13 protein-coding genes are annotated in these 20,586 nt (G+C 43.2%); 1 reads left to right on the forward strand and 12 read right to left on the reverse strand.

What is annotated here, in order from left to right:
* Positions 1-19 precede the first annotated feature (19 nt).
* The 12 genes from AB4Z17_RS14810 to AB4Z17_RS14865 all read right to left on the reverse strand — a co-directional run bounded on the left by AB4Z17_RS14810 (position 20) and on the right by AB4Z17_RS14865 (position 17,985).
* The gene (locus tag AB4Z17_RS14810) at positions 20-928 is read right to left on the reverse strand and encodes a carbohydrate ABC transporter permease (RefSeq protein WP_441960521.1); all 909 of its coding nucleotides are present in this window, start codon (positions 926-928) and stop codon (positions 20-22) included.
* Between the two features lie 18 nt (positions 929-946).
* Positions 947-1,876 carry an ABC transporter permease gene (locus AB4Z17_RS14815; protein ID WP_441960536.1) on the reverse strand — a complete coding sequence of 310 codons (930 nt, stop codon included), beginning with the start codon at positions 1,874-1,876 and terminating at the stop codon, positions 947-949.
* Between the two features lie 500 nt (positions 1,877-2,376).
* A complete protein-coding gene (locus tag AB4Z17_RS14820; RefSeq protein WP_441960522.1) occupies positions 2,377-3,792 on the reverse strand; it encodes a glycosyltransferase family 2 protein in 1,416 nt (471 codons plus the stop codon).
* Positions 3,793-3,843: 51 nt separating this feature from the next.
* Positions 3,844-4,893, reverse strand: a complete 1,050-nt coding sequence (locus AB4Z17_RS14825; RefSeq protein ID WP_441960524.1) for a HEAT repeat domain-containing protein — start codon at positions 4,891-4,893, stop codon at positions 3,844-3,846.
* Entirely contained in the window at positions 4,890-7,991 is a 3,102-nt protein-coding gene (locus tag AB4Z17_RS14830) for a hypothetical protein (RefSeq protein WP_441960526.1), read from the reverse strand. The genes AB4Z17_RS14825 and AB4Z17_RS14830 overlap by 4 nt, the downstream gene beginning before the upstream one ends.
* Before the next feature lie 25 nt (positions 7,992-8,016).
* Positions 8,017-10,209 (reverse strand): family 2 glycosyl transferase, encoded by a 2,193-nt coding sequence (locus tag AB4Z17_RS14835; protein WP_441960528.1) that lies wholly within the window; start codon positions 10,207-10,209, stop codon positions 8,017-8,019.
* A gap of 193 nt (positions 10,210-10,402) precedes the next feature.
* Positions 10,403-11,518: a glycoside hydrolase family 88 protein gene (locus tag AB4Z17_RS14840; RefSeq protein WP_441960537.1), complete on the reverse strand. Its 1,116-nt coding sequence runs from the start codon at positions 11,516-11,518 to the stop codon at positions 10,403-10,405.
* A complete protein-coding gene (locus AB4Z17_RS14845) occupies positions 11,511-13,115 on the reverse strand; it encodes a hypothetical protein (RefSeq protein ID WP_441910689.1) in 1,605 nt (534 codons plus the stop codon). Before AB4Z17_RS14845 ends, AB4Z17_RS14840 begins: the two co-directional genes overlap by 8 nt.
* 117 nt (positions 13,116-13,232) lie before the next feature.
* A complete protein-coding gene (locus AB4Z17_RS14850; RefSeq protein WP_441910687.1) occupies positions 13,233-14,102 on the reverse strand; it encodes a carbohydrate ABC transporter permease in 870 nt (289 codons plus the stop codon).
* Between the two features lie 13 nt (positions 14,103-14,115).
* Positions 14,116-15,036 (reverse strand): ABC transporter permease, encoded by a 921-nt coding sequence (locus AB4Z17_RS14855; protein ID WP_441960538.1) that lies wholly within the window; start codon positions 15,034-15,036, stop codon positions 14,116-14,118.
* A gap of 129 nt (positions 15,037-15,165) precedes the next feature.
* Positions 15,166-16,959, reverse strand: a complete 1,794-nt coding sequence (locus tag AB4Z17_RS14860) for a cache domain-containing sensor histidine kinase (RefSeq protein ID WP_441960530.1) — start codon at positions 16,957-16,959, stop codon at positions 15,166-15,168.
* Positions 16,960-17,985: a response regulator transcription factor gene (locus AB4Z17_RS14865; RefSeq protein ID WP_441960532.1), complete on the reverse strand. Its 1,026-nt coding sequence runs from the start codon at positions 17,983-17,985 to the stop codon at positions 16,960-16,962. It lies immediately after the preceding gene.
* A gap of 243 nt (positions 17,986-18,228) precedes the next feature.
* On the opposite strand from AB4Z17_RS14865, the gene AB4Z17_RS14870 reads away from it, so the two are divergent.
* Positions 18,229-20,361 (forward strand): heavy metal translocating P-type ATPase, encoded by a 2,133-nt coding sequence (locus AB4Z17_RS14870; protein ID WP_441960534.1) that lies wholly within the window; start codon positions 18,229-18,231, stop codon positions 20,359-20,361.
* The last annotated feature ends 225 nt before the right edge of the window (positions 20,362-20,586 follow it).

Here is a 20,586-nt window from a genome sequence, read left to right on the forward strand (position 1 = left end):
ATATTATTTATGAGCAAAATCAGCCCTTAACGGAACCAATCATGACACCTTGCACAAAGTAACGCTGAAGAAATGGATAAACGGCGATAATCGGTGCTGTCGCTACGATAATAACCGCGTATTTGACCAGCGCCGCAATCTCTGCCTTACTGTTGAGAGCCGACGCCGTAGAAGCATCCATTGCACCGCCGCCCTGAGCCGACATCTCCTGCAACACAAGAATTTGCCGCAGCACGAGCTGCAAAGGATATTTTGCGGCATCATTCAAATAAATGAGTGCCGAGAAGTAGCTGTTCCAGTTGCCAACACCATAGAACAAAGCCATAACGGCGATGATTGGCATGGACAGCGGCAAGATGATTTTGACAAACAGCCGCAGGTTGGTGCACCCGTCAATTTGGGCAGCCTCTTGCAGTTCTTTTGGTATAGAGGATTGGAAAAACGTGCGCGCTACAATGATGTTCCAGATTGAAGCGGCCGAAGGAATTACGATTGCCCAAATTGTATTCACCATACCAAGTTCCTTGATGAGCAAATAACTTGGTACGAGCCCTCCTCCAAAAAACATCGTGACGAGGAACATCCCCATAAAAAAGTTGCGTCCCATAAAGTCTTTGCGGCTTAGAGCGTAGGCTGCAGGCAGCGTAACGAATAAATTGATCGACGTGCCTACTACCGTATAAAGAATGGTGTTGCCGTAACCTGTCCATATGCTGGAGTTTTGGAACACCCTCTGATAACCTTCAAACGTAATGCCTTTTGGCCACAGCCACATCTCGCCGGAACCTACCAATTTCGGATCGCTTATCGAAGCGCTAATCATATAAATGACAGGATAGGCGACTACAATAAAAGCGAGAAATACATAAATATAGTTGCATATCAGAAACACTTTATCCCTTCCGGACTCTTTAACGGCGGAAACCATCGGTCATACCTCCTTCTTCTAYCACAGGCTGTTTTCGTTGGTGCGTCTTACGATCTGATTGACAAGCACTAAAATAATGGCGTTAATGACGGAATTGAACAGGCCGATCGCCGTCGAGAAGCTATACTGGGCATCAACAAGCCCTGATCGGTATACGAAGGTTGAAATGACATCGGATGCCCCCATGTTAAGCGAGTTTTGGAGCAGCAATATTTTCTCAAATCCAACCCCAAGCAAGCTTCCCATGTTCAGAATTAAAAGAATGGTCATCGTAGGGATAATCGTCGGAATGTTAATATGAAGCACCCGTTGGAAGCGTGAAGCTCCGTCTATAATGGCTGCCTCATGCAGACCCGGGTCTACTCCTGAAAGCGCAGCCAAATATATGATTGTTCCCCATCCTGCGCTTTGCCAAACACCAGAGAATACGTACATCGTCTTAAACCACTTCGGGTCCGTCAAGAAATCTGGAGCATCAAATCCAAGCCACTCAATAAGATGTGTCACTATTCCCGATGAAGGCGACAAGAACGTAATGATCATGCCTGCCATAACAACGACTGAAATGAAATGCGGCGCATAAGTGACGGTCTGAGCCATCTTTTTGAAGGAACCACCCTTCAGCTCATTGAAGGCAAGCGCCAGTATAATCGGTATCGGAAACCCAATAGCGAGTTCATACAGGCTAATACTTAACGTGTTCCATATCAAGTCCCAAAAGTAATAAGAATGAAAAAATCGGACAAAATGGTCGAAACCGACCCAAGGGCTTCCGAAAATCCCTTTCGTTGGTATGAAGTTCTTAAATGCGATTTGTATGCCGTACATCGGACCGTAAGAGAAGATTAGAAAGTAGAAAAATGCGGGTGCAATGAATAGATACAATTCCCAATTTTGAAGGAGTCTTTTCCACATTCTGCTCTTCTCTTTCGTCGGTTCCGGAAGCATATTTGGTGCTGCCACTTGACTTGCTTCCTGCATAAAATCACTCCTTTCCCATTTCGTTGTAATTGCTTTTGTTTGGTGATTGGCGACAGGAATTTCGGAAATGCTATCGCTTACATTCACAACAATACGGAACATAACAATTCTCGTAAATATGTCATTTCCCGTATCGAATGATAGCGCTTTATATTTATGAGGAAACATCAATTCGCGAACTACTGCGACTATTCAGATAACTTCTCAAATGTGTCATTTTTGTTGATAAATCGCCTATTTATCGGCAACCGCAAGATTTACCAATCGATTTTCGCCCCGAATACAAGCCCAAGGCCCCTCAGAGAGTGGTCTATTCAAGAATGACATGTATGCGTTTTCATTGATTCTAAGCCCTTTGATCCTTTTTCTTATTGCGGTTGCCTATTTGGAGTTTTTCTTATCGTTCCATTGCAAAAAAAAGAGCATCCGCATCTGCACGCAGCTACTCTTCTATTGCTATTTCAGCATCACTTATCGTTATCTTTTTTCTCTTTGCTTGAAACAAATTTCTTTCTGTTCATTGCTCCCCATGAATGACGGCCTCTTCTAAAATTAAAAATTCCTTCAACACGGAACAGAACAGTAAGCTGACGATAACCTAGGTTTTCCAACACGCCGAACAGCACAAGCAGCAACGTTTCTTTAAGCGAGCTGTATTTGCGAAATGTAATTTGCTCGAGTAAGATGCTGCCCATTGATAAGGTAGTGCCGAGTAAAAACGCGATAACAAAAAAAGTAATAAAGCTGTCAAATGCAAGCAAGCCAAATAAATAGGCAAGTGGGATAAAGATATAGCCGAGTGCCTCAACAATTGGCCCAATTAATTCGAATATCCAATAATAAGGCAGTGTCACCATGCCAATCTTGCCGTATTTCGGATTAAAGAGCATTCTCCTATAGCTTATCAGCGTATCAAAAAGACCAATTTGCCATCTTCTCCGCTGGCTTCTTAGATCCTTCATTGTTTCTGGAGCTTGAGTCCAGCAAATCGGGTCCGCTAGAAATTGTATTTTGTACTTCCTCTTCTGGTCTTTCATCGCCTTATGAAGTCTAACGATAATATCCATGTCTTCACCGATCGTATTCACTTTGTACCCGCCGCACTCAATAACGACCCTTTTATTAAACGCACCGAATGCACCGGAAATAATGAGTATGGAATTAAGCTTGCTGAAGCTCGTACGGCCAGTCAGGAAAGCTCGGAAATACTCAATAATCTGAAATTTCGCCATATTGCTTTTCGGAATATTCATCTCCATAAGCTTGCCGTCTTTAATGATCGAGCCGTTGGCAATTCTGACGATCCCTCCAACAGCAATCGTTTCGGGATTTTCCACAAATAACATCGTGAGCTTGATAAGGGCATCATTTTCCAAGATGGAATCGGCATCGATGCATGCAAAAATAGGATAGACAGACACATTAATGCCCGCATTAAGGGCGTCCGCTTTGCCGCCGTTTATTTTATCTACAAATATTAATCGCTCGTATTGATTGCTTCGGTAAATGCCAGCTACTTCATTCGTAGGCAAGCTTTGCATAATGGGCTGGTTTACCTTTTTTAAATTGAACTCGTTTATGATCTTTTCTTTTGTGAAATCGGTGGAGCCGTCATTTACAATAATAATCTCATACTCAAAATAATTTAGAGCTAGCAGCGATTTAATATTATCAACTATCGTTTTCTCTTCGTTGTACGCAGGGACAATGATAGAAATCGGAATCATATTTTTCGAATCGATGTATCTTTTATAATCCGAAGCTTTCATTTTTCGTAAATAACTAAACATATCTAACGAAGCGATCAGCATTTGCCCATTATAAAAGATGTTTATTCCAATCGTATACAGCATACAAAACTCGCTGAAATAAATAATAAACATTCTGAGAATATACATGTTGTTGAAAACCATCCTCGTTTTTCTAAGTTGTCATTAGGAAGTCATTTCGATCACACTAATTACGGCATCCCGAGCAAATTTATCGTCTCCATCGATGATCCTTGAAGCGTAAGCAATACCTCCAGGAATGAGAACAAGTGCACTGGCGGCATGATGTCTTACCCACCACACACTGTCGCCTGTTGTTTTCCCTAAATCCGCTAAACTATTTTTAGTCCCAATCTTCTCAAGGCCCTTAGCAGCAGCTGCTCTAACCTCCCAATCATGATCATCAAGCTTGGTTAGCATTGCTGCTTCATAATCTGGATTATTCAGCTCGCTCAGCGCTCTTATCGATGCGATTCTAAGGTTCTTATCCTCACTATTCAAATATTTAATATAATGCTCGCTTAAGCCTTCAATACTATAATCAGCAACAGCTTTTATTAGAATGCCCTTCATATAGTCATCGCTTCTATCAATTGTTTGTCGAAACAGCTCTTCCTTTGAGCCGTCAAAAGCAGAAATAATCTCAATAATAGCTCTATGAGACAAGTTCATATTTTGGGAGTCATAGGTTAGAACATGAACTAGCCCCTCCAAATCGCCAAGCTTCGCAAGAGCCAGCATCATATTATAAATCACATCATTATTTTTGCTTGAAATAAGCGTAAGGATAGATGCCGTTGTATCTCTGAGCTGCAATTCCCCTAGATGCCGACAGGCTAAGGACTGAATATGAACGCTGTTTGATTGCAGTCTTTTGAGCAGAAAAGCTTTCGTACCTGTTAATTCATATATGTTCATCAACTGTTCATGATGGGTATGGATAAAATCAGTATCGTGATTAATGACGATATTAATGAACAGCTCTTTTTTTCTAGCACTTTTTCCGACGATTTTGTTCAGTTTTTGCACGATTGTTCGTTTATTTTTATTTTCAGTGTAAAAGTAGGATGTGAATACTTCTTCCAGCTGCTTCTTCAATTGGCTAGTCGCGGACTCGCTAAAGTAACGAAAAAACCAAATGACGATAATCGATATGAAAAAAAATGAAAATAACGCTGATGAAATGAGCAGCAAATATAATGCTTCTTTTGTCATATATCCTCCTGCGCAAAAAGTTGTTTAAGCATGTCGTAGCTTTTCTTATTGCGAGATACGTATTGGGGTTTCGTCCATGTATTCCATGCAAAGGTTCGGTAGCCGGATGACGTAACGCTTTCGGGAAACTGATAATCGACCTTCTGCGTTGTTTTATCCATAATAACGAGTGAAGCGACTATGCCATCCGTCATTCGAACAGCAACGCCGTCTCTTATGTTCTCGATTGYCCCTTGTTTCTTCTCATCATCGAATACGAGCAAGCTGGACGGGTCAGTAAAGTTCAAGCTCGCCCATGGAATTCTAAGATACAGCGTCTTGCCCTCAAAATAAAAATGGCTGCTGCTGTTGTCAAAGCTGCCTGCATTCAAGGTTGATCCATCCCGCATCATTTTCTCATAAATGCCGTTAGACGATACGGAAGTGTAATAACTGCCTTTGCTCGCATTATATTGCGGGATTACGAGTAATTCGGCTTGCTTCGCATTTTGAATGCTGACATTAAACTCTGCACCAGACCAGTTTTCATTCACGTCAGGAGCCAGCATATATTCGCCATTTTTTCTGTCAACGGTGTCCAAATAGATCATAATGTTCTTCTGATTAAACTTCGGCAGTTCACTGAATTCGGCTGTTATATAGAAATAAGATTCGTTAGCAGCATAAGAAATGGTGCGCAGAGGATCTGTTCCCCGCAAGGTCATTGCATACTCTGTCGGCGTAGGTGATTCTATCGCTAAAATACCGTATCGCTGAGCAGGATCAATGACGTTGTGCCAGAGGCTTCCATGCTCATAAGGGATCATCAGGGAAGAGGTGAACCGGCTGCTTTTTCCCCATTGATCCGCCCATTCATAAACAAGCCCGCCCATACTGYCGCTGTCCTTTATGATTTTCATCATCGCAACGATGCCTTCTCCTTGCTCAGCCTCGCTGTTCTGACCGTCCTTATGGCCAGAAGCGGATATTTGCGATGAGCCTAGGCTTGTAGACAATCCAAATTCGCTAATAAGTACGGGATACTTTTTTTGAGTGCTCATAAAACGATCCAAATACTGCTTATAACCTGCATAGTCAGTTTTTGCTTCCTTCGTTTCCCCAGCTATAAATGCCGAATGATCGGGAAAGACATTGTACGCGCCAAAAAATCCGCTGATCACTTTGCTAGAAATAACAATATGATTAATATCCACTGAAACCGCGTCATCGAGCGTCTCTGGATTTGATGCAGCATGTTCGAGAATGTCTAGCTCTGGAATGCTGGTAATCGCTGCTGGATGCTGCATGTTGTAATTAATTTGCTCATATTGAAAGATACGATCCGATAGGGAAGCAAGCCACGACTCGGTAGGCGTTGCGTCTACGCTTGATGAAACATAGTCCCCACTATAGTTGTAAGAGGAATGTGCTTGATCCGTGGCCTTTGCCTTTTGAGGGGTTAAGCCTGGGTCAACTAAAAAACCAAGGATATAGCCTGACACATCATTCATGTACAGCTCGGAGTTCATCCCCTCTTTGGTTTTTAACTTGGCATTCCCATGAACTGCGTTAATGGTATCTTGAATCGTTTGTTTGTAGGCTGCATTGTACTCTTGATTCAGCAAGTCGCCTGATGGCGGCTCACTGCTCGGCGATATATTTTGAAGCAAATACAGCGGTTTATCTTGATGATTCGTATTGTAAATATCAAGCGCTCGATAAAAGCCTGACGGCATCAACGTGTATACTCGTATCGTATTGGCGTTCATTAGACCAATCTTCTCAAGCCACTCTGAATAAATAGCCGTATCCTCCGGGAAGCTTCCTTCAGGTATACCTGGTATTGCTGTGCCAATATTCATCCCTTTTACGAACATGCTCTTCCAAGCTCCGTTTTCATAAACGGAAAATGCATTGTCGACAATTTTTGATACGAGCTGTATACCATTTGAAGCTGTCTCTGCTTTCGCCTGGAATGTAATGCTTTCATCTAGTGGCTTTGTTTCCTTCAACAGCTTGGACATAAGCGGCACATAAAAATGCCAATAAAAATACGAATGATCCCCTTCGCTGTTTACACTGAATATTTTGTATAGCGTAGAAGCACCCCAAAACCGTTTAATCTTCTCCGGTTCCTTATAATCACTAAAATCACCCGCAAAATAATAGGAGCTCTTCTTGCCGGATTTATTTGCAATGATTGCTGGGAATCTAGTATTTATCCCTAAGACCTTCAATTGCTCCTGGCCCGCTTCCGTAGCGTTTAAGTCATACCATGCGATTATCGACTTATCGTCTGCTGGCTCAATGATTTCAAACCAGTTATAGTAATCAATCGTGTCCGTATGATAGCTGCCAGCTTGATCCTCAGTCATGAATAGACTGATCGATTGTCCTGTAAAGTCTTTGCCGCGCTCCAATATGATGATTCTATTGTTGCCCGCAATAACGATTCCCGCTCCCGTTAAGCTCCACTTTTTCCCGTATTGCTGCTCATAGGTTGCTCTTATCCAATTCGGTACATCTTCTGCCGACGATAATTCAGAGAAAAACTTGCCTGCCCACCCCTTAAAGCCGACATTAAAAATAGCTTCAAGCTCCTTGGATACGTTTGGCGCAGTAGGCTCGCCTGCAATATTGTATTCGCCAATAACCGTTGTCCCTTTGGCATAGCTGGTAGCTATTAAACTAACCTCATCCATCGTCAGGCCTGAAACCCCTTTTGGTTCCACACCATTCACCTTTGAATTGCCTGTGCCGTACGCATCCGAAATATAAATCAGATCTGGCACATTAGCTCGTTTATCAAAAGGAACAGCCGTTAATTTCCCATCAGCGAGGAAATTCCCATAATAATCCTTCTTGGCGTCATAAGCTTTATTCGTTACTGGGTTATTTATGCGCAGATGATCCATGATCCAAAACAACCCGCGCTGCTTGATGTAATCCAGCTCACTTATGCCGCTCGTTTCAGATGCTTGAATCGGAAAGGTTTTATTAATGACAACGACATCAAGGTTTTTGCTTGGTGTAAGCAGCCAAACGATGAAAGGAATCAATAAACCAATGAATAAAGCTATTAAAATGATATAGCGAGCTTTCATATTTCTTTTTTTCATTTGTATTCCTCATTTTATATATGAATTAATTCATCGCTTGAAATCCTTTTTGCAAAATGTAATAGGAAGGCTTTAATCGTTCATGAAATGTCGGCTGCTCCCATTCCTTCCAGCTATATTCTTCCATTGCTATAGGCTGCTGCGTCGTTTCAGGCGTGCTGCCCGTCTTGATATGCTGTATGCCAAAGCTTATTCCATCTACCTTCAGCTTTGATATTTTTCCACGAGCAAACATATCATCAATGACATATTTATGAGATGGGTCCATCACATTCAGCAGCTGCCATGGAATTCTCATTTCCACTTTTCCATCTTTATAATAAAAATCACTTAATGAATTAAAATCAGGGTTATCCGGATTGCCTATTCCGTATTGGAGCAGCCCCGTCTCATATCCTGCAAAAGGAACGACCTTGTTCAGCTGCGGAACTACATAGCTTTTATTTAAACTAAGCCTGATGGGGTTAAAAATACCCGTGTTCTTATGATGAAAGGCTGGGCTCTTGTCGATGAGGCTCGTTTGAACCGCATATCTAAAATAGTAGTTATCGTAATAGGCATCTACTAATACATGCGAGTCCGTTGGTCCATGAATTTTCACTACGAAGTCTGCATCCTTGCTAAATGTGGAGCCAAGCTGTGAGAAGCTTCTGTTCCCTTGTTCCTTTATCGTATCGATCGGTATGATCAACGTGTCCTTATTAAAATCGTAGTCTTCAGCATCAATCATGAGATAGACATATCCCTCATCACTTTTTACGTATAGCTTGGTATGATCGTCAGCGTACAGGGGAGTATCATTTGCCCAATCATCGAACGAACCATCGATATAACGGATGCTTTTTTCGTTGCCAGGATCAAGCGCTAATAAACCAAAATGCTGCTCATTCGTTTGAGCATTAAGCCAGTATGGCCTTGAATCAGGCAAATCCAAATCATTGTTGTTCCACGTTCGCTTAAACCATTCATCCTGCCACGAAAAAACCAATCYCCCTGCTAAATTAGCAGCGTGAATATCCTTCATCATTTTCATCAGCATATCGCCTTGCGTACGTTCATCTATAAAGCCCTGATTAAAACCTGTAATTTTATTTTCATGCGCCTTGCCGCGTGAGGCTGGAATGCCAAATTCCGAAATAAGAACAGGCATGGAATGGAACTTCTTAATTTCCTCTAAATAAGCCAGATAAGGATTTGGTTTTCCCTCGGCATCTTTAAAGTGAATATAATCGGTCTGATAGCTAAACGTATCGGGGTAATAGGGGTACACATGATAAGAGGCAAACATGCCGGCTTTATAGCTGTCATGCCATTTAACATGCTCGACGTTTACTTCTACAAGGTCTTCATTTTTATAAGGCTCGTTAGGATGTTTTAGCGGATCTGTCGTTACCCAATTGGAAAAGGCAACCGGGCTTTGCATGTTATAGGTTGTCATTTCATAATCAATCAACTTATCTCCTACTTCAGTGAGAAAGGCCTCAAACGGAGATGCGCCTACGGTATAAAGGTATTTGCCATCATAATGGCTGCGCTTTGCGTTATTTTCATTCGTGCTGACGACAAGCGAAGGCTCCCATTCAATACCAACAATCCATCCGATGACATACTTCGAAACATCCGAGGTATAATTGCCGTCCGCATGGCCTTTATTTACTGGCAAATAATGATTGCCATGCAAAATATTAATCGTATCTTTAACCGTAACATTCATATCATTTAGAATCTTGTCATTGCTGCCAAAAGCATCATCGATTGTTGCTATATCGCTCTCATTAACCCAAACGCCATGAAACACATAAATAGGCTTCTTGCCATTTTTCACTGCATTTTGATTAAAATCAAATAAGGCATTATAAAACTGCGGCCTTTGTATCGTGTACACTCTGATCGTGTTTGCATTCATATCTGAAATATAGCCAAGCCATCTATAGTATTCATCGTATGTAATGGCAACCTCGCCGGGAAAAGCGCCTGGCTTTCCAGCTCCAAGGTTCACACCTTTAATAAATGTTTTCGTCCATTGTCCATTTTCCAAAACATAAAAAGAGTTTCCATCCACCTTGCTTACATACTCCGATGCCATTGGTGATGTGGGGTTGTTATGCTCTGTAGCATTTATTTTATTTTTCAAAATAAATAAGCTTAAATAGGCTATAGCGATTAAAATAATGATAATAATTGAACCATACATATAGTTCTTACGCGAAATTTTCATTTTCAGCCCCCCGAAAACATTATAAGTATAGATTTGTTTCACTGTCTATTCGGCGGTATACCTCAAATATATCCAATTAAAAATTTAAAAGGCTTGAAATCCAATCATTCTCAATTCGATCATAAAATTTCATGAAAAAGAGGCTGCCCATAAGTTCATTGAACTCATGAGCAGCCTTGCAAACAATTACTGTTTAAAAGATATAATTTTTCCAACCGTTTAGCTTGGCGACTGCCTCTACAAAATAGTAATCGCCATAGATTAACGAAACATTCACATTCGTACCCGATGGACGATTTCCCGTTGCTTGAAGCAAAATTGCCTCATGATTCGGCAGATCCCATGCAGCATAATTCTCATGAAGGGATATAAGCATACGTTCAGCTGCATCACGGTAAACCTTCCCCTCCGCAACTGGCAGCATCGAAGCGAGATCCAAGAGGCCGGATGCTGCACAAGCGCCAGCTGAGCTGTCTCTTGGTTCCTCTGCCCTATGCTCCGAAGCTCTGAAATCCCAGTGCGGTACGTGATCAGAAGGCAAGTTCGCTATAAAAAAGTTCGCTACTCGCTGCGAGGCACGCAAATATTTTTCATCGCCCGTATAGCGATAAGTATTTGCCATACCGTAAAGAGCCCATGCTGCTCCCCGGCTCCAAGCGGAATCCGGTCCCGCACCTTGCCCGCCGATTGCACAGAGCAACTCGMCTGTTTCCGGATCAAAGCTCACAATATGCTTAACCGATCCATCCGCGCGAATGAAATGCTCTACAACCGTGTCGGCATGCGCCCTTGCGATATGCTTAAAGCGTGGATCATTGGTCGTTTGGGCTGCCCAAAACAACAAAGATAAATTCATAGATGAATCAACGATGGACCAGCCAAGCTTATCTTGGTTCCAAGCCCGTAGAAATCGACCAGCCATATTGAATCTGCCTGCTAAGAAATTAGCAGCGAACAAACCGCGGCGCAGCCCATCGGCATCGCCAGTCAGCTTATGTTTAATGATGGCTGTCGGTAAAAATTGAAAACCTACGTCATGATGAAAATTGTTTTCCTGCATCATTTTAGCTTCCAGCTTCTCGTCCCAGCCCCAGGCCGCGTTCTTATATGCTTCCTTTCCCGTCATATCGTACAAAATCCACAGCATGCCGGGCCAAAAGCCCGAAGTCCACCAATCATGCCTCATATCGTCATAAATGCCGTCGGCCTTTGCAGCATGCGGTGATTTATCTCCGATCTGCTGAAGCATGCTCTCTCCTTTTTGCACGATCATTGCAAACACCTTTGTAAAATCATAAGATTCAAGCATTGGCATCTGGACCTACAACAACGCCTGATTTACTGTTAAAACGATCTGTAGCTTCTTTAATAATTTCATTGCCGCCGCTTGTTTTCCACTCTTCAATAACCTTTGGCCAATCCGCAATATTCTCTTTGCCGTAAATCATTTTGACCATGTGATCAAGGATGAACTTAGACGGCTCGTCAAACTTTGGAGCCAAGTCCGGGAATTGTGTATAGCTGTCAAGGTCGGGATCAAAGAATACGCCGGCACGTCCCTCGTTAGGCAGCAGCTTCTCAAAACCATTCATCATTTCTGCGCCCTTCGTTTCCAGCGGAAGTCTATCCTTATTGAAGGCCCCGTCTTTAACCAGCCATAACCAGTCACGACGTTGTTCAGAATAGCGCTGCTCTTCGTCAGCAGGAACCGTGTAGTTTACTTTGTCGCCTTCTTTCGTATACGTCTCACCCTCATTGCCGAAGGTAAAGAACGTATTCGCATCTGCACTAACCATGTAGTCAAAATAGCTGACAATGGCTTCTGCTTTTGCTTGATCCATCTTCGCGTTCAAATACGATTGTTCAAGCGTCTTGTTGTAAAGCATCATACCGCCTTTGCCGTCTGGACCAGTCGGTGAAGCGATCATCTCAAGCTTTCCGTCAGGAACGGTCTTCGTCAGTTCCCCTTGGTAAATGCCGAGTTGATTCGCATTGGCATTGTAAATGCCTAGATTTCCAGCGTCGCGGCTTTTCGTCCACATTGCACCTGTAATCGTTGCAAAATCTTTGGCCATCAAGCCTTCGTCGTACATCGCTTTATACATTTCCAGCGCCTTCATCATGTTCTCTGAATCAAAAAACTTCGGAACGATTTGGTCGCCTTGTTTCTCATACATCGTGCTGTAAGGAAGCACATCGTACGCTCCCAAAATGAAGTCGGCATATTTGAAGTTTTCACGGAATCCAAAAGGCTGTTCAATGCCGAGCTTCTTAAATTCACGAAGCATAGGCAACAGCTCATCAATCGTTTTTGGCGCCCCAATTCCAGCTTTCTCAAGAAGGTCGGCACGTACAAATGTTGCACGGCGCGATTGCACGCTTAAGTATTGCGGAATGGAGTAAATTTTTCCTTGATAGGTTACTTCATCCCAAGCTTCTTTCGGAATAGCAGTAAGCAAGTTTTGCCCATGTGATTTGAGAAGATCATCAAGCGGCATGAACAGTCCAGCTTCTACTGCGCCTTTCATATCTTTGCTTGCCGGCGTCATAGACTGATAGGCAGTCAGCACGTCCGGCAATTCACCGCCTGCGAACATAAGTGAAATCTTTTGTTTAAAATCCTTATGCGGAAGCAGCTGGATATTCATATCGGTGTTTGTCCGCTTCTCCAGCTCCAGAACCCACTTGTCTTTATTAATGTCTTCTACCGATTCCACCGCTTTCAAAGCTAACGTGCCTCTTGCAATCGAAAATTTCGTAGGCTCTGCTGGCTTATCCGTCACATCTGTTTCTTTGTCAGGTGCAGGGCTAGTTGTCGATTCTACTTTGTTGTTTGACTCCGAACAAGCTGTGAGCAGACCCGTCAGGAGAATAACACACAATAAGCTAAGCATTCTTTTTTTCATAAACAGATCCCCTCTCATCAAATTTATAACGCTTTCATTTTCATAGACAAAGCTTATCACGCTCGAAAAATGGTTAATATGTGTTAACTTATGGTGCAATGGTTTTTTTTACGCTGCCTATGATTTTACAGATCCAACCATCATTCCTTTCGTAAAATGCTTTTGCAGGAATGGATATACCATCATAATCGGAATGGTTGCAATGACAACGACCGCCATTTTGATGCCTTCCGGTGAAGACAATAACGCATCCTCGGCTGGCGCAGAAATGGAGGAGCTGTCCGTAATAATAAATTCTCGCAGCCTTACTTGGAGCGGGTACAACAGTCTATCGTTGATATAATAGAGCGCATTCGCATAGCTGTTCCAGTGCGATACCGCATAGAAAATACCGAGCGTCGCCATAACGGGCTTTGACAGCGGCAAAATAATGTTCCATAAAATCCGCATCTCGCCACAGCCGTCGATTCGTGATGAATCAATCAGCTCCGTTGGAAGCCCCATAAAGAAAGAGCGCATAACAAACAAATTAAAAGCGCTTATTGCTCCAGGCAGCATCAATGACCATAACGTGTCATGAAGGCCCAGCTCTTTTACGAGCAAATAGTTCGGAATAAGCGGTGCAGTGAAAATTAACGTCAGAAGAACCATAATTAATACAGGCTTGCGGTATACATATTCGGCACGCGACAATGGATAAGCCAGTGTTGCCGTCATCACCAAATTAATCAGTGTCCCTACAACTGTAATGTACACGCTAATGCCAAACGACCGCCAAATGAGCTTTTCCCCAATAACCGCCTTAAAGTTGGTCAGCGTTGGCTCTACCGGCCATAAATAAACTTTGCCCGTGTTGATTGCTGCATTGCTGCTGAGCGATTGCGCTACGACATGTATGATTGGCAAAATCATGCTTAAGCCAAGTACGATAAGAAAAATATAATTGAACACGTTAAACCACCGCTGTCCGGTGCTTATTTTTACCATGGGGGTCTCCTCCTTAATATAAACCTTCACCAGTCATCTTCTTGCTGAGTGTGTTGCCTGTCATAATTAAGACAAGTCCGACCACGGATTTAAATAGACCGATGGCTGTCGTGTAGCTATATTGTCTTTCGAGAAGGCCCACTGTATAAATATAAGTGTCCAAAATTTCACCTTTACCAGCGTTAAGCGTGTTCAGAAATACCGAAACCCTTTCAAATCCAAAATCCATGAAATGGCCGATCTGCAGCAAAAACAAAATGGTAATGGTCGGCATAAGCGCGGGCAAAGTGATCGACAATGTCTGTCTCCAGCGCGTCGCTCCATCCATTTCTGAAGCCTCGTACAAATCCGGATTAATGCTTGTTAGCGCTGCCAAATAAATGATCGTTCCCCAGCCGGCGTCTCTCCATATGCCAGAGGAAACCAAGATCGTTCGAATATACGACTCTTCCCCCATGAAGTAAATCGGATCGAAGCCGATCATCGTAATGATATTGTTTACAAACCCGCTTCGCGGCGATAGAATCTCAATGGCGATGCCGCCGATAACGACCCACGATAGAAAATGCGGCATGTAAATGATCGTCTGCAGCGTCCGCTTAAAGAATACCTTGCGAATCTCATTTAGCAGCAAAGCAAGAATTATTGGAATCGGAAACGAAAAGCCTAAGCTGTAAAATGCGAGAATGAGCGTGTTTTTCAATATCCGCAAAAAGTCAGGATACTGAAACATGCGCTGAAAATGGTCAAACCCTACCCATGCGCTTCCCAAATAACCTTTGAAAATATTGTAGTCTTGAAAGGCCATCACCGAACCAAATAACGGTACATACTTAAATAATAAGAAATAAAGAATGCCTGGGATCGATAGAAAATATAACGCTTTATACTTATTTAAATAAGCCCACCGCTCCTTTCCAGTCCGAAACAGCATGAGGCCAGGCTCAGATTGTGAGATATTGCTTTTAGCCATCGGAGTCAACTCCTTACATAGTTTGTACGACAATCGTACACTATGGCACAGGGCTCTACGATGGCGCCATCTTTGTCGGTATGGTTTTTTTTACGATTTGGGCATGATCATTCGAATGACCGTTCCGATTGCTAATTCACTCTCTATCTCTAATCCGTAAGCATCGCCAAATACGAGCTGAATGCGGCGGTGGACATTCAGGACGCCGATTCCTCCTTTGCCTTCCTTCACTTCGGTCAGCTTCTTCGTCTCCAAGCGGCTTCGAAGCTGCAGCAGGGTAGATTCGCTCATACCAGRGCCATTATCTTTAACCGACACTACAAAAAAGCTCTCCGTCTCTTCCGTCCGTATTTCGATCCGATGCTTGTCCTCGATGCCTTCAAAAAAAGCATGCTGAAACACATTTTCGATGATGGGCTGAAGGGTAAGCCTGACCATCTTCTTCAGCAAATAATCTGGCGGAATTTCCACATCGATCTCGAACTCCTTGCCGAACCGATGCTTCAGAATCGCCATGTAATTCAACACATGCTTCAGCTCGTTGACGACCGTAATTTCCTCCAAACTCGTTTGGACAGCATAGCGCAGCATATAAGCCATATTTTTCACAATTTCCGAAACCTCATCCGAATCCTGTACAGCAGGGAAACAAACAATCGTCTCCAGCGTGTTGTACAAAAAATGAGGGTTTATTTGCAGCTGTAGCGCTTGCAGTTCTGCTTTCTGGCGCTCAAGCTCCGCTTCACGTTTGGTGCTTTCCGCTGTATACACCTGCTCAATCAGGTCCGATAATTTATTGACCATAGAATTGTAGCTTACAACCAGCTCGTCCACCTCATCCTGCTTTCCATTTAACGGAATACGGGTCCAGTCCCCTTTCTCTGCTTGCTTCATGCCGCGTCTAAGCTTTTGAATAGGCGTCGTTATCGAGTAGCTGAACCGATAAGCAATCAGCAGCCCTAATATCAATGTTACCGAACCGATCCATATAATGTTCGTTCGAATGCCGATGATTGGTTGGCGCAAATCCTTCATCGGAATCGATATTTGCAAATCCCAATTCGTATAGCTGGAATGGCGGGCAATCGTAAACCTCTCTTCTCCGGCTTCCTTGCTTATAAAGGATACAGCCTTTCCTTCTGGCAGTTCACGCTTCGCTTGAGAGGACAGCTTTTGGCCAATTTTGCTTGAATCGGTATGGTAAACGACTTCCCCCTGCCGATCCTCAATATGAAATAAGCCTTGGGGACCTAAATCGATGCCTTTCCAAAGCGTAGATAACTCCGTGCTCTTGATCTCAATGGCGAGAACACCTTTATAATCCATCGACCGAAGTCCTCTTACTTTGCGGGCAAGCGTGATAGATTGTCCTTTCTGCACGGAGCTGATGCTATCGTTCAAAATGACGATTTGGCCATTATCTGGAATGTCTGAGAATAGATTTTCCACATATTTTTTGGCAGAGGGGCTTGTAAAGTCGAGGGATGCATTATTATTCACGCCGACAGAGCGTCCGTCCTTTCCAACGACGTACAAAGCGAGCACCTCAGGGTGACGAATCAATATCGGTTCAAACGCATACGTCTTGATTCTCGATGAGTAAAAATAATTTTCATAATTGAGCTCCGGCGCCACATCCAAATACTCTTTAATATCCAAATTAGTAAGCAGCGACAACGTTGAGTTCTCATAACTCCGAATATATTGTTCCAAATGGTGCGACGTAATGTTGACGACCTGTGCCATGTTCGCCTCCGCCTGATCGCGAAGCCTCTCTGTCGCTCCATAGTAGGTGTACACGCCTAGAACAAATAAAGGTACAAGGATGACGATGATGAAATACATATACAACCGGAAAAACAGTCCCTTTCGCCGCTTCATCATTTATTTAATCCCCAGCTTGCTGCGAAATTCGGTTGGTGTAATGCCCTTCACTTTCCGAAAGGTTTTTGCAAAATGAGAATAGTCCTCGTAGCCGATCTCATGCGCGACATCGACAATTCGGTAGTGAGGCTGCGCGAGCAGCTGCTCCGCTGCTTCTATTCGTTTGGTCATTCGGTAGTTCACGAAGGTGACCCCTGTCGTTTTTTTAAAGTACAAACTAAAATAGTTAGGCGTCAGGCCAACCAGATTGGCAACCTCTTCTAGCGTTACTTCCTTCGCAATGTTCTTCTCGATATAAGCTCTGACCTCTGTCATTAAATCCTTAAAGCCGCCTCTGCGCAAAGCAAGCTCATCCGTTACAGAGTGGATTTTGTCGCGAAAGCTTTGCTTTCCATCAGTTAAAGCATTTTTCTCTATAGCAGCGGCAGCAATCCCCGTGTATTGATGACCTTTGTCCTGCAATCGATCCAATACCGCTTGAAAGGAATCCTCCAATAGCTCATTTAACTGCTGTGGATGATCTGTTCTTTCTCCGCAATAGCTAAGCCAATCATCCAAACATTTATCCAAATCGGGCAACCGCAGCTGCCAAATATGCTCCGTCATCTCATCGAGCCATTTCTTCGAGTGCGTTGGCGCAACGACACCTTTTTCCATAGCAGGCAATAATTTATCCAGCATTTCATGAATGTCCTTTTTCACAACGGGCTTGAGCATATACTCCTTCACACCGTACGCCATACATTGTTTCGCATATTCAAACTCCGCAAAACCGGAAATAACAACAACTCTAATAAAGGGATAGATCTCATGAATGCGCTTGCAAAGTTGCAGTCCATCCATCCTTGGCATCCGAATATCCGTAATGATGATATTGGGGGGATACTCAGCAATGAAAGCTAAAGCCTGCTCCCCATTCTCAGCTGTACGGATGCTTGTAAATGGCTTGCTGTACGACAGCATCATATTTTTTAAGCCACTACGAATGATCATTTCATCGTCCACGATCAATATATGCATATTCATTCCTCCGATTGAAATACTGGCTAGCAGCTTGCCTTTATGATAACAACGTTGGTTTCATACTATTGGAATTACCATTCCTTGTCTACTTGAATTTATGGCGTTCAGATGTGTACGGATTCTAACAAACCGAATGGTGTTTACATGAATTTATAGCGGAATGGAGAAAATACGTTTGACATAAATGTTGGAATTGCATATTATATGAACAAGTATTCATATATTCAACTGGAAGAAGGATGTCTTATGAATGAGTATCGAATAAAGGGACTCTCTTGTGGTGGCTGTGCCCTCCGAATGGAGGAAGAGATTAAACAATTGGAGCATGGCTTGGATGCAAAGCTCAGCTACAACTCAGGAAAATTAACGGTTGATCCGCAAATTTCCATGGCTGCAGTTAAGAAAATTTTAAAATCAGACAATGCCTATATCGAAGCAAGCTCGGAAGCGAATAAGGGACACGATCATAGTTCTCATAGTCATGCTGGACATGATCATGATCACGATCACAGTCATTCCGAAGGCCATTCAAATATGCTCAAATTGCTCATCGTATCGGGCATCATCTATGTTGCCGCATTATTCCTTAATGGTGTGCTCGACAAACAAGCAGTCATTCTATTATATTTGGCCGCAACGATTATTAGCGGCTACACCACATTTTTCCGCGGACTTAAAAATTTAATTAAAATGAAGTTTAATATCGATACCTTAATGACGATTGCGTTAATCGGAGCTGTATCCATTGGTGAATGGAAGGAAGCTACTCTCGTTGCCATCTTGTTTGGACTAAATGAGCTGCTTGAAGGTTATGGCATGGAAAAGGCGCGCCGCTCCATGGAAGCTTTATTTCAAGTTGCGCCTAAAGAAGCTTTAAAAATAGAAAATAGCCAAGAGATTATCGTTCCGATTGCATCTCTTCAAATCGGCGATCTTGTAAAAATTAAGCCAGGCGAAAAAATCCCTTCGGACGGCATCGTCTCTGAAGGTAAAAGCTCGGTGAATGAAGCGGCAATCACAGGTGAATCACTGCCGGTTGAGAAGGAAGCAGGAGAACCCGTTTACGGGGGAAGCATTAACAATGAAGGGCTGCTTCTCGTTCGAATTGATAAAGCATACAAGGATTCCTCCTTGGCAAAAATTCTTCATCTCGTTCAAGAAGCACAGGAGACTAAAACGCCAACGGAGCTTTTCATTAATAAATTCGCTAAATATTATACGCCGCTCATTATGATTGTTGCTGCGCTTGTTGCCCTTATTCCTCCGCTCCTCTTTCAGGGAGACTGGATTACATGGCTTTATCAAGGATTATCCGTATTAATTGTAGGGTGCCCTTGCGCATTAATTCTTTCTTCACCCATTGCCATTGTTTCAGGCATTACAAGAAATGCTCGGAACGGCGTACTCGTCAAAGGCGGCGTATTTCTAGAGCAGCTTGGCAAGATCGACACGCTTGCTTTTGACAAAACAGGCACGTTAACTAAAGGCGAACCGCATGTTGCCAAATTGGAAGCGTATGATGAAGAACGTTTTTTCCAAGCAGCTGGCGCTATCGAGAAATCGTCCTCCCACCCGCTTGCGAAAGCGATTATGAAGGAAATAGCGAGCCGAAATATGACAATACCAGAACCGGATGAAATTCAAACGATATCTGGCCGGGGAATTAAAGCGAAGGTTAACGGCCTTGCATACTGGCTTGGAAACGAAAAAAGCATCGAGCATATTACGATTCCGGATTCTATCCAAAATCGCATTGAACAATTAAAAAATGACGGCCTTACTCTTGTATTGGTGGCAGACGATCAGCAAGTACTCGGTATGTTTGGCATTTCAGACGAAATTCGCGAGGAAAGCCGGTCTGTAATCGCATCCTTACACAAGCTGGGCATTAAGCGTACCATTATGCTTACCGGGGATCATCAGAAGACAGCGGAGAAAGTCGCTTCCGCCGTCGGGGTGTCCGAGTTTTATGGCAATCTTCTGCCGGAAGATAAAGTGAAGAAGATTAAAGAGCTTTCAGCAAGCCACCATGTCGCGATGATTGGTGACGGCATTAATGACGCTCCTGCTCTAGCCTCTGCGCAGCTCGGCATTGCGATGGGCAAAGGAACAGACAGTGCGATTGAAACAGCCGATATCGTCCTCATGCAGGATCACTTGGGCAAGCTGCCCGAAGCCGTTTCCATTGCCAAAAAGGTCAATCGCGTCATCCGCTTTAACATTATCGTTTCACTGGGATTGAAAATAGTCGCACTGTTGCTTACCATTCCCGGCTGGCTCACCTTATGGATTGCGATTCTCTCCGATATGGGAGCGACTATATTTGTTACGCTTGTCAGCTTGACCATATTAATTGAAGGAAAGAAGCGTCTGGAGTAGAGAACAAATAAGAGCCGTTAGCTTTGTGCTAACGGCTTTTTACTTGTTTGACCATGATTATGCGTAATTTGAGAATGGTATACATCACAATAGCCTGCAACAAACAAACAATAATCTACGTTTAGAATTGTAGTTCATTATTAATTAAAATGGAGACAAAACGAGATGAGAAAAAAAGTACTGCTACCTCTTCTTATTCTTTTGGTAGTCGCGACAGCCGTGGTA

Source organism: Paenibacillus sp. TAF43_2, from assembly GCF_052113545.1.
Taxonomy (GTDB): domain Bacteria; phylum Bacillota; class Bacilli; order Paenibacillales; family Paenibacillaceae; genus Pristimantibacillus.

Coding starts and splice junctions, on each gene's coding strand:
- AB4Z17_RS14810 (WP_441960521.1), bottom strand. CDS start 928: ATGGTTTCCGCCGTTAAAGAGTCCGGAAGGGATAAAGTGTTTCTGATA.
- AB4Z17_RS14820 (WP_441960522.1), bottom strand. CDS start 3,792: ATGTTTATTATTTATTTCAGCGAGTTTTGTATGCTGTATACGATTGGA.
- AB4Z17_RS14825 (WP_441960524.1), bottom strand. CDS start 4,893: ATGACAAAAGAAGCATTATATTTGCTGCTCATTTCATCAGCGTTATTT.
- AB4Z17_RS14845 (WP_441910689.1), bottom strand. CDS start 13,115: ATGAAAAAAAGAATGCTTAGCTTATTGTGTGTTATTCTCCTGACGGGT.
- AB4Z17_RS14850 (WP_441910687.1), bottom strand. CDS start 14,102: ATGGTAAAAATAAGCACCGGACAGCGGTGGTTTAACGTGTTCAATTAT.
- AB4Z17_RS14855 (WP_441960538.1), bottom strand. CDS start 15,036: ATGCTGTTTCGGACTGGAAAGGAGCGGTGGGCTTATTTAAATAAGTAT.
- AB4Z17_RS14865 (WP_441960532.1), bottom strand. CDS start 17,985: ATGAATATGCATATATTGATCGTGGACGATGAAATGATCATTCGTAGT.
- AB4Z17_RS14870 (WP_441960534.1), top strand. CDS start 18,229: ATGAATGAGTATCGAATAAAGGGACTCTCTTGTGGTGGCTGTGCCCTC.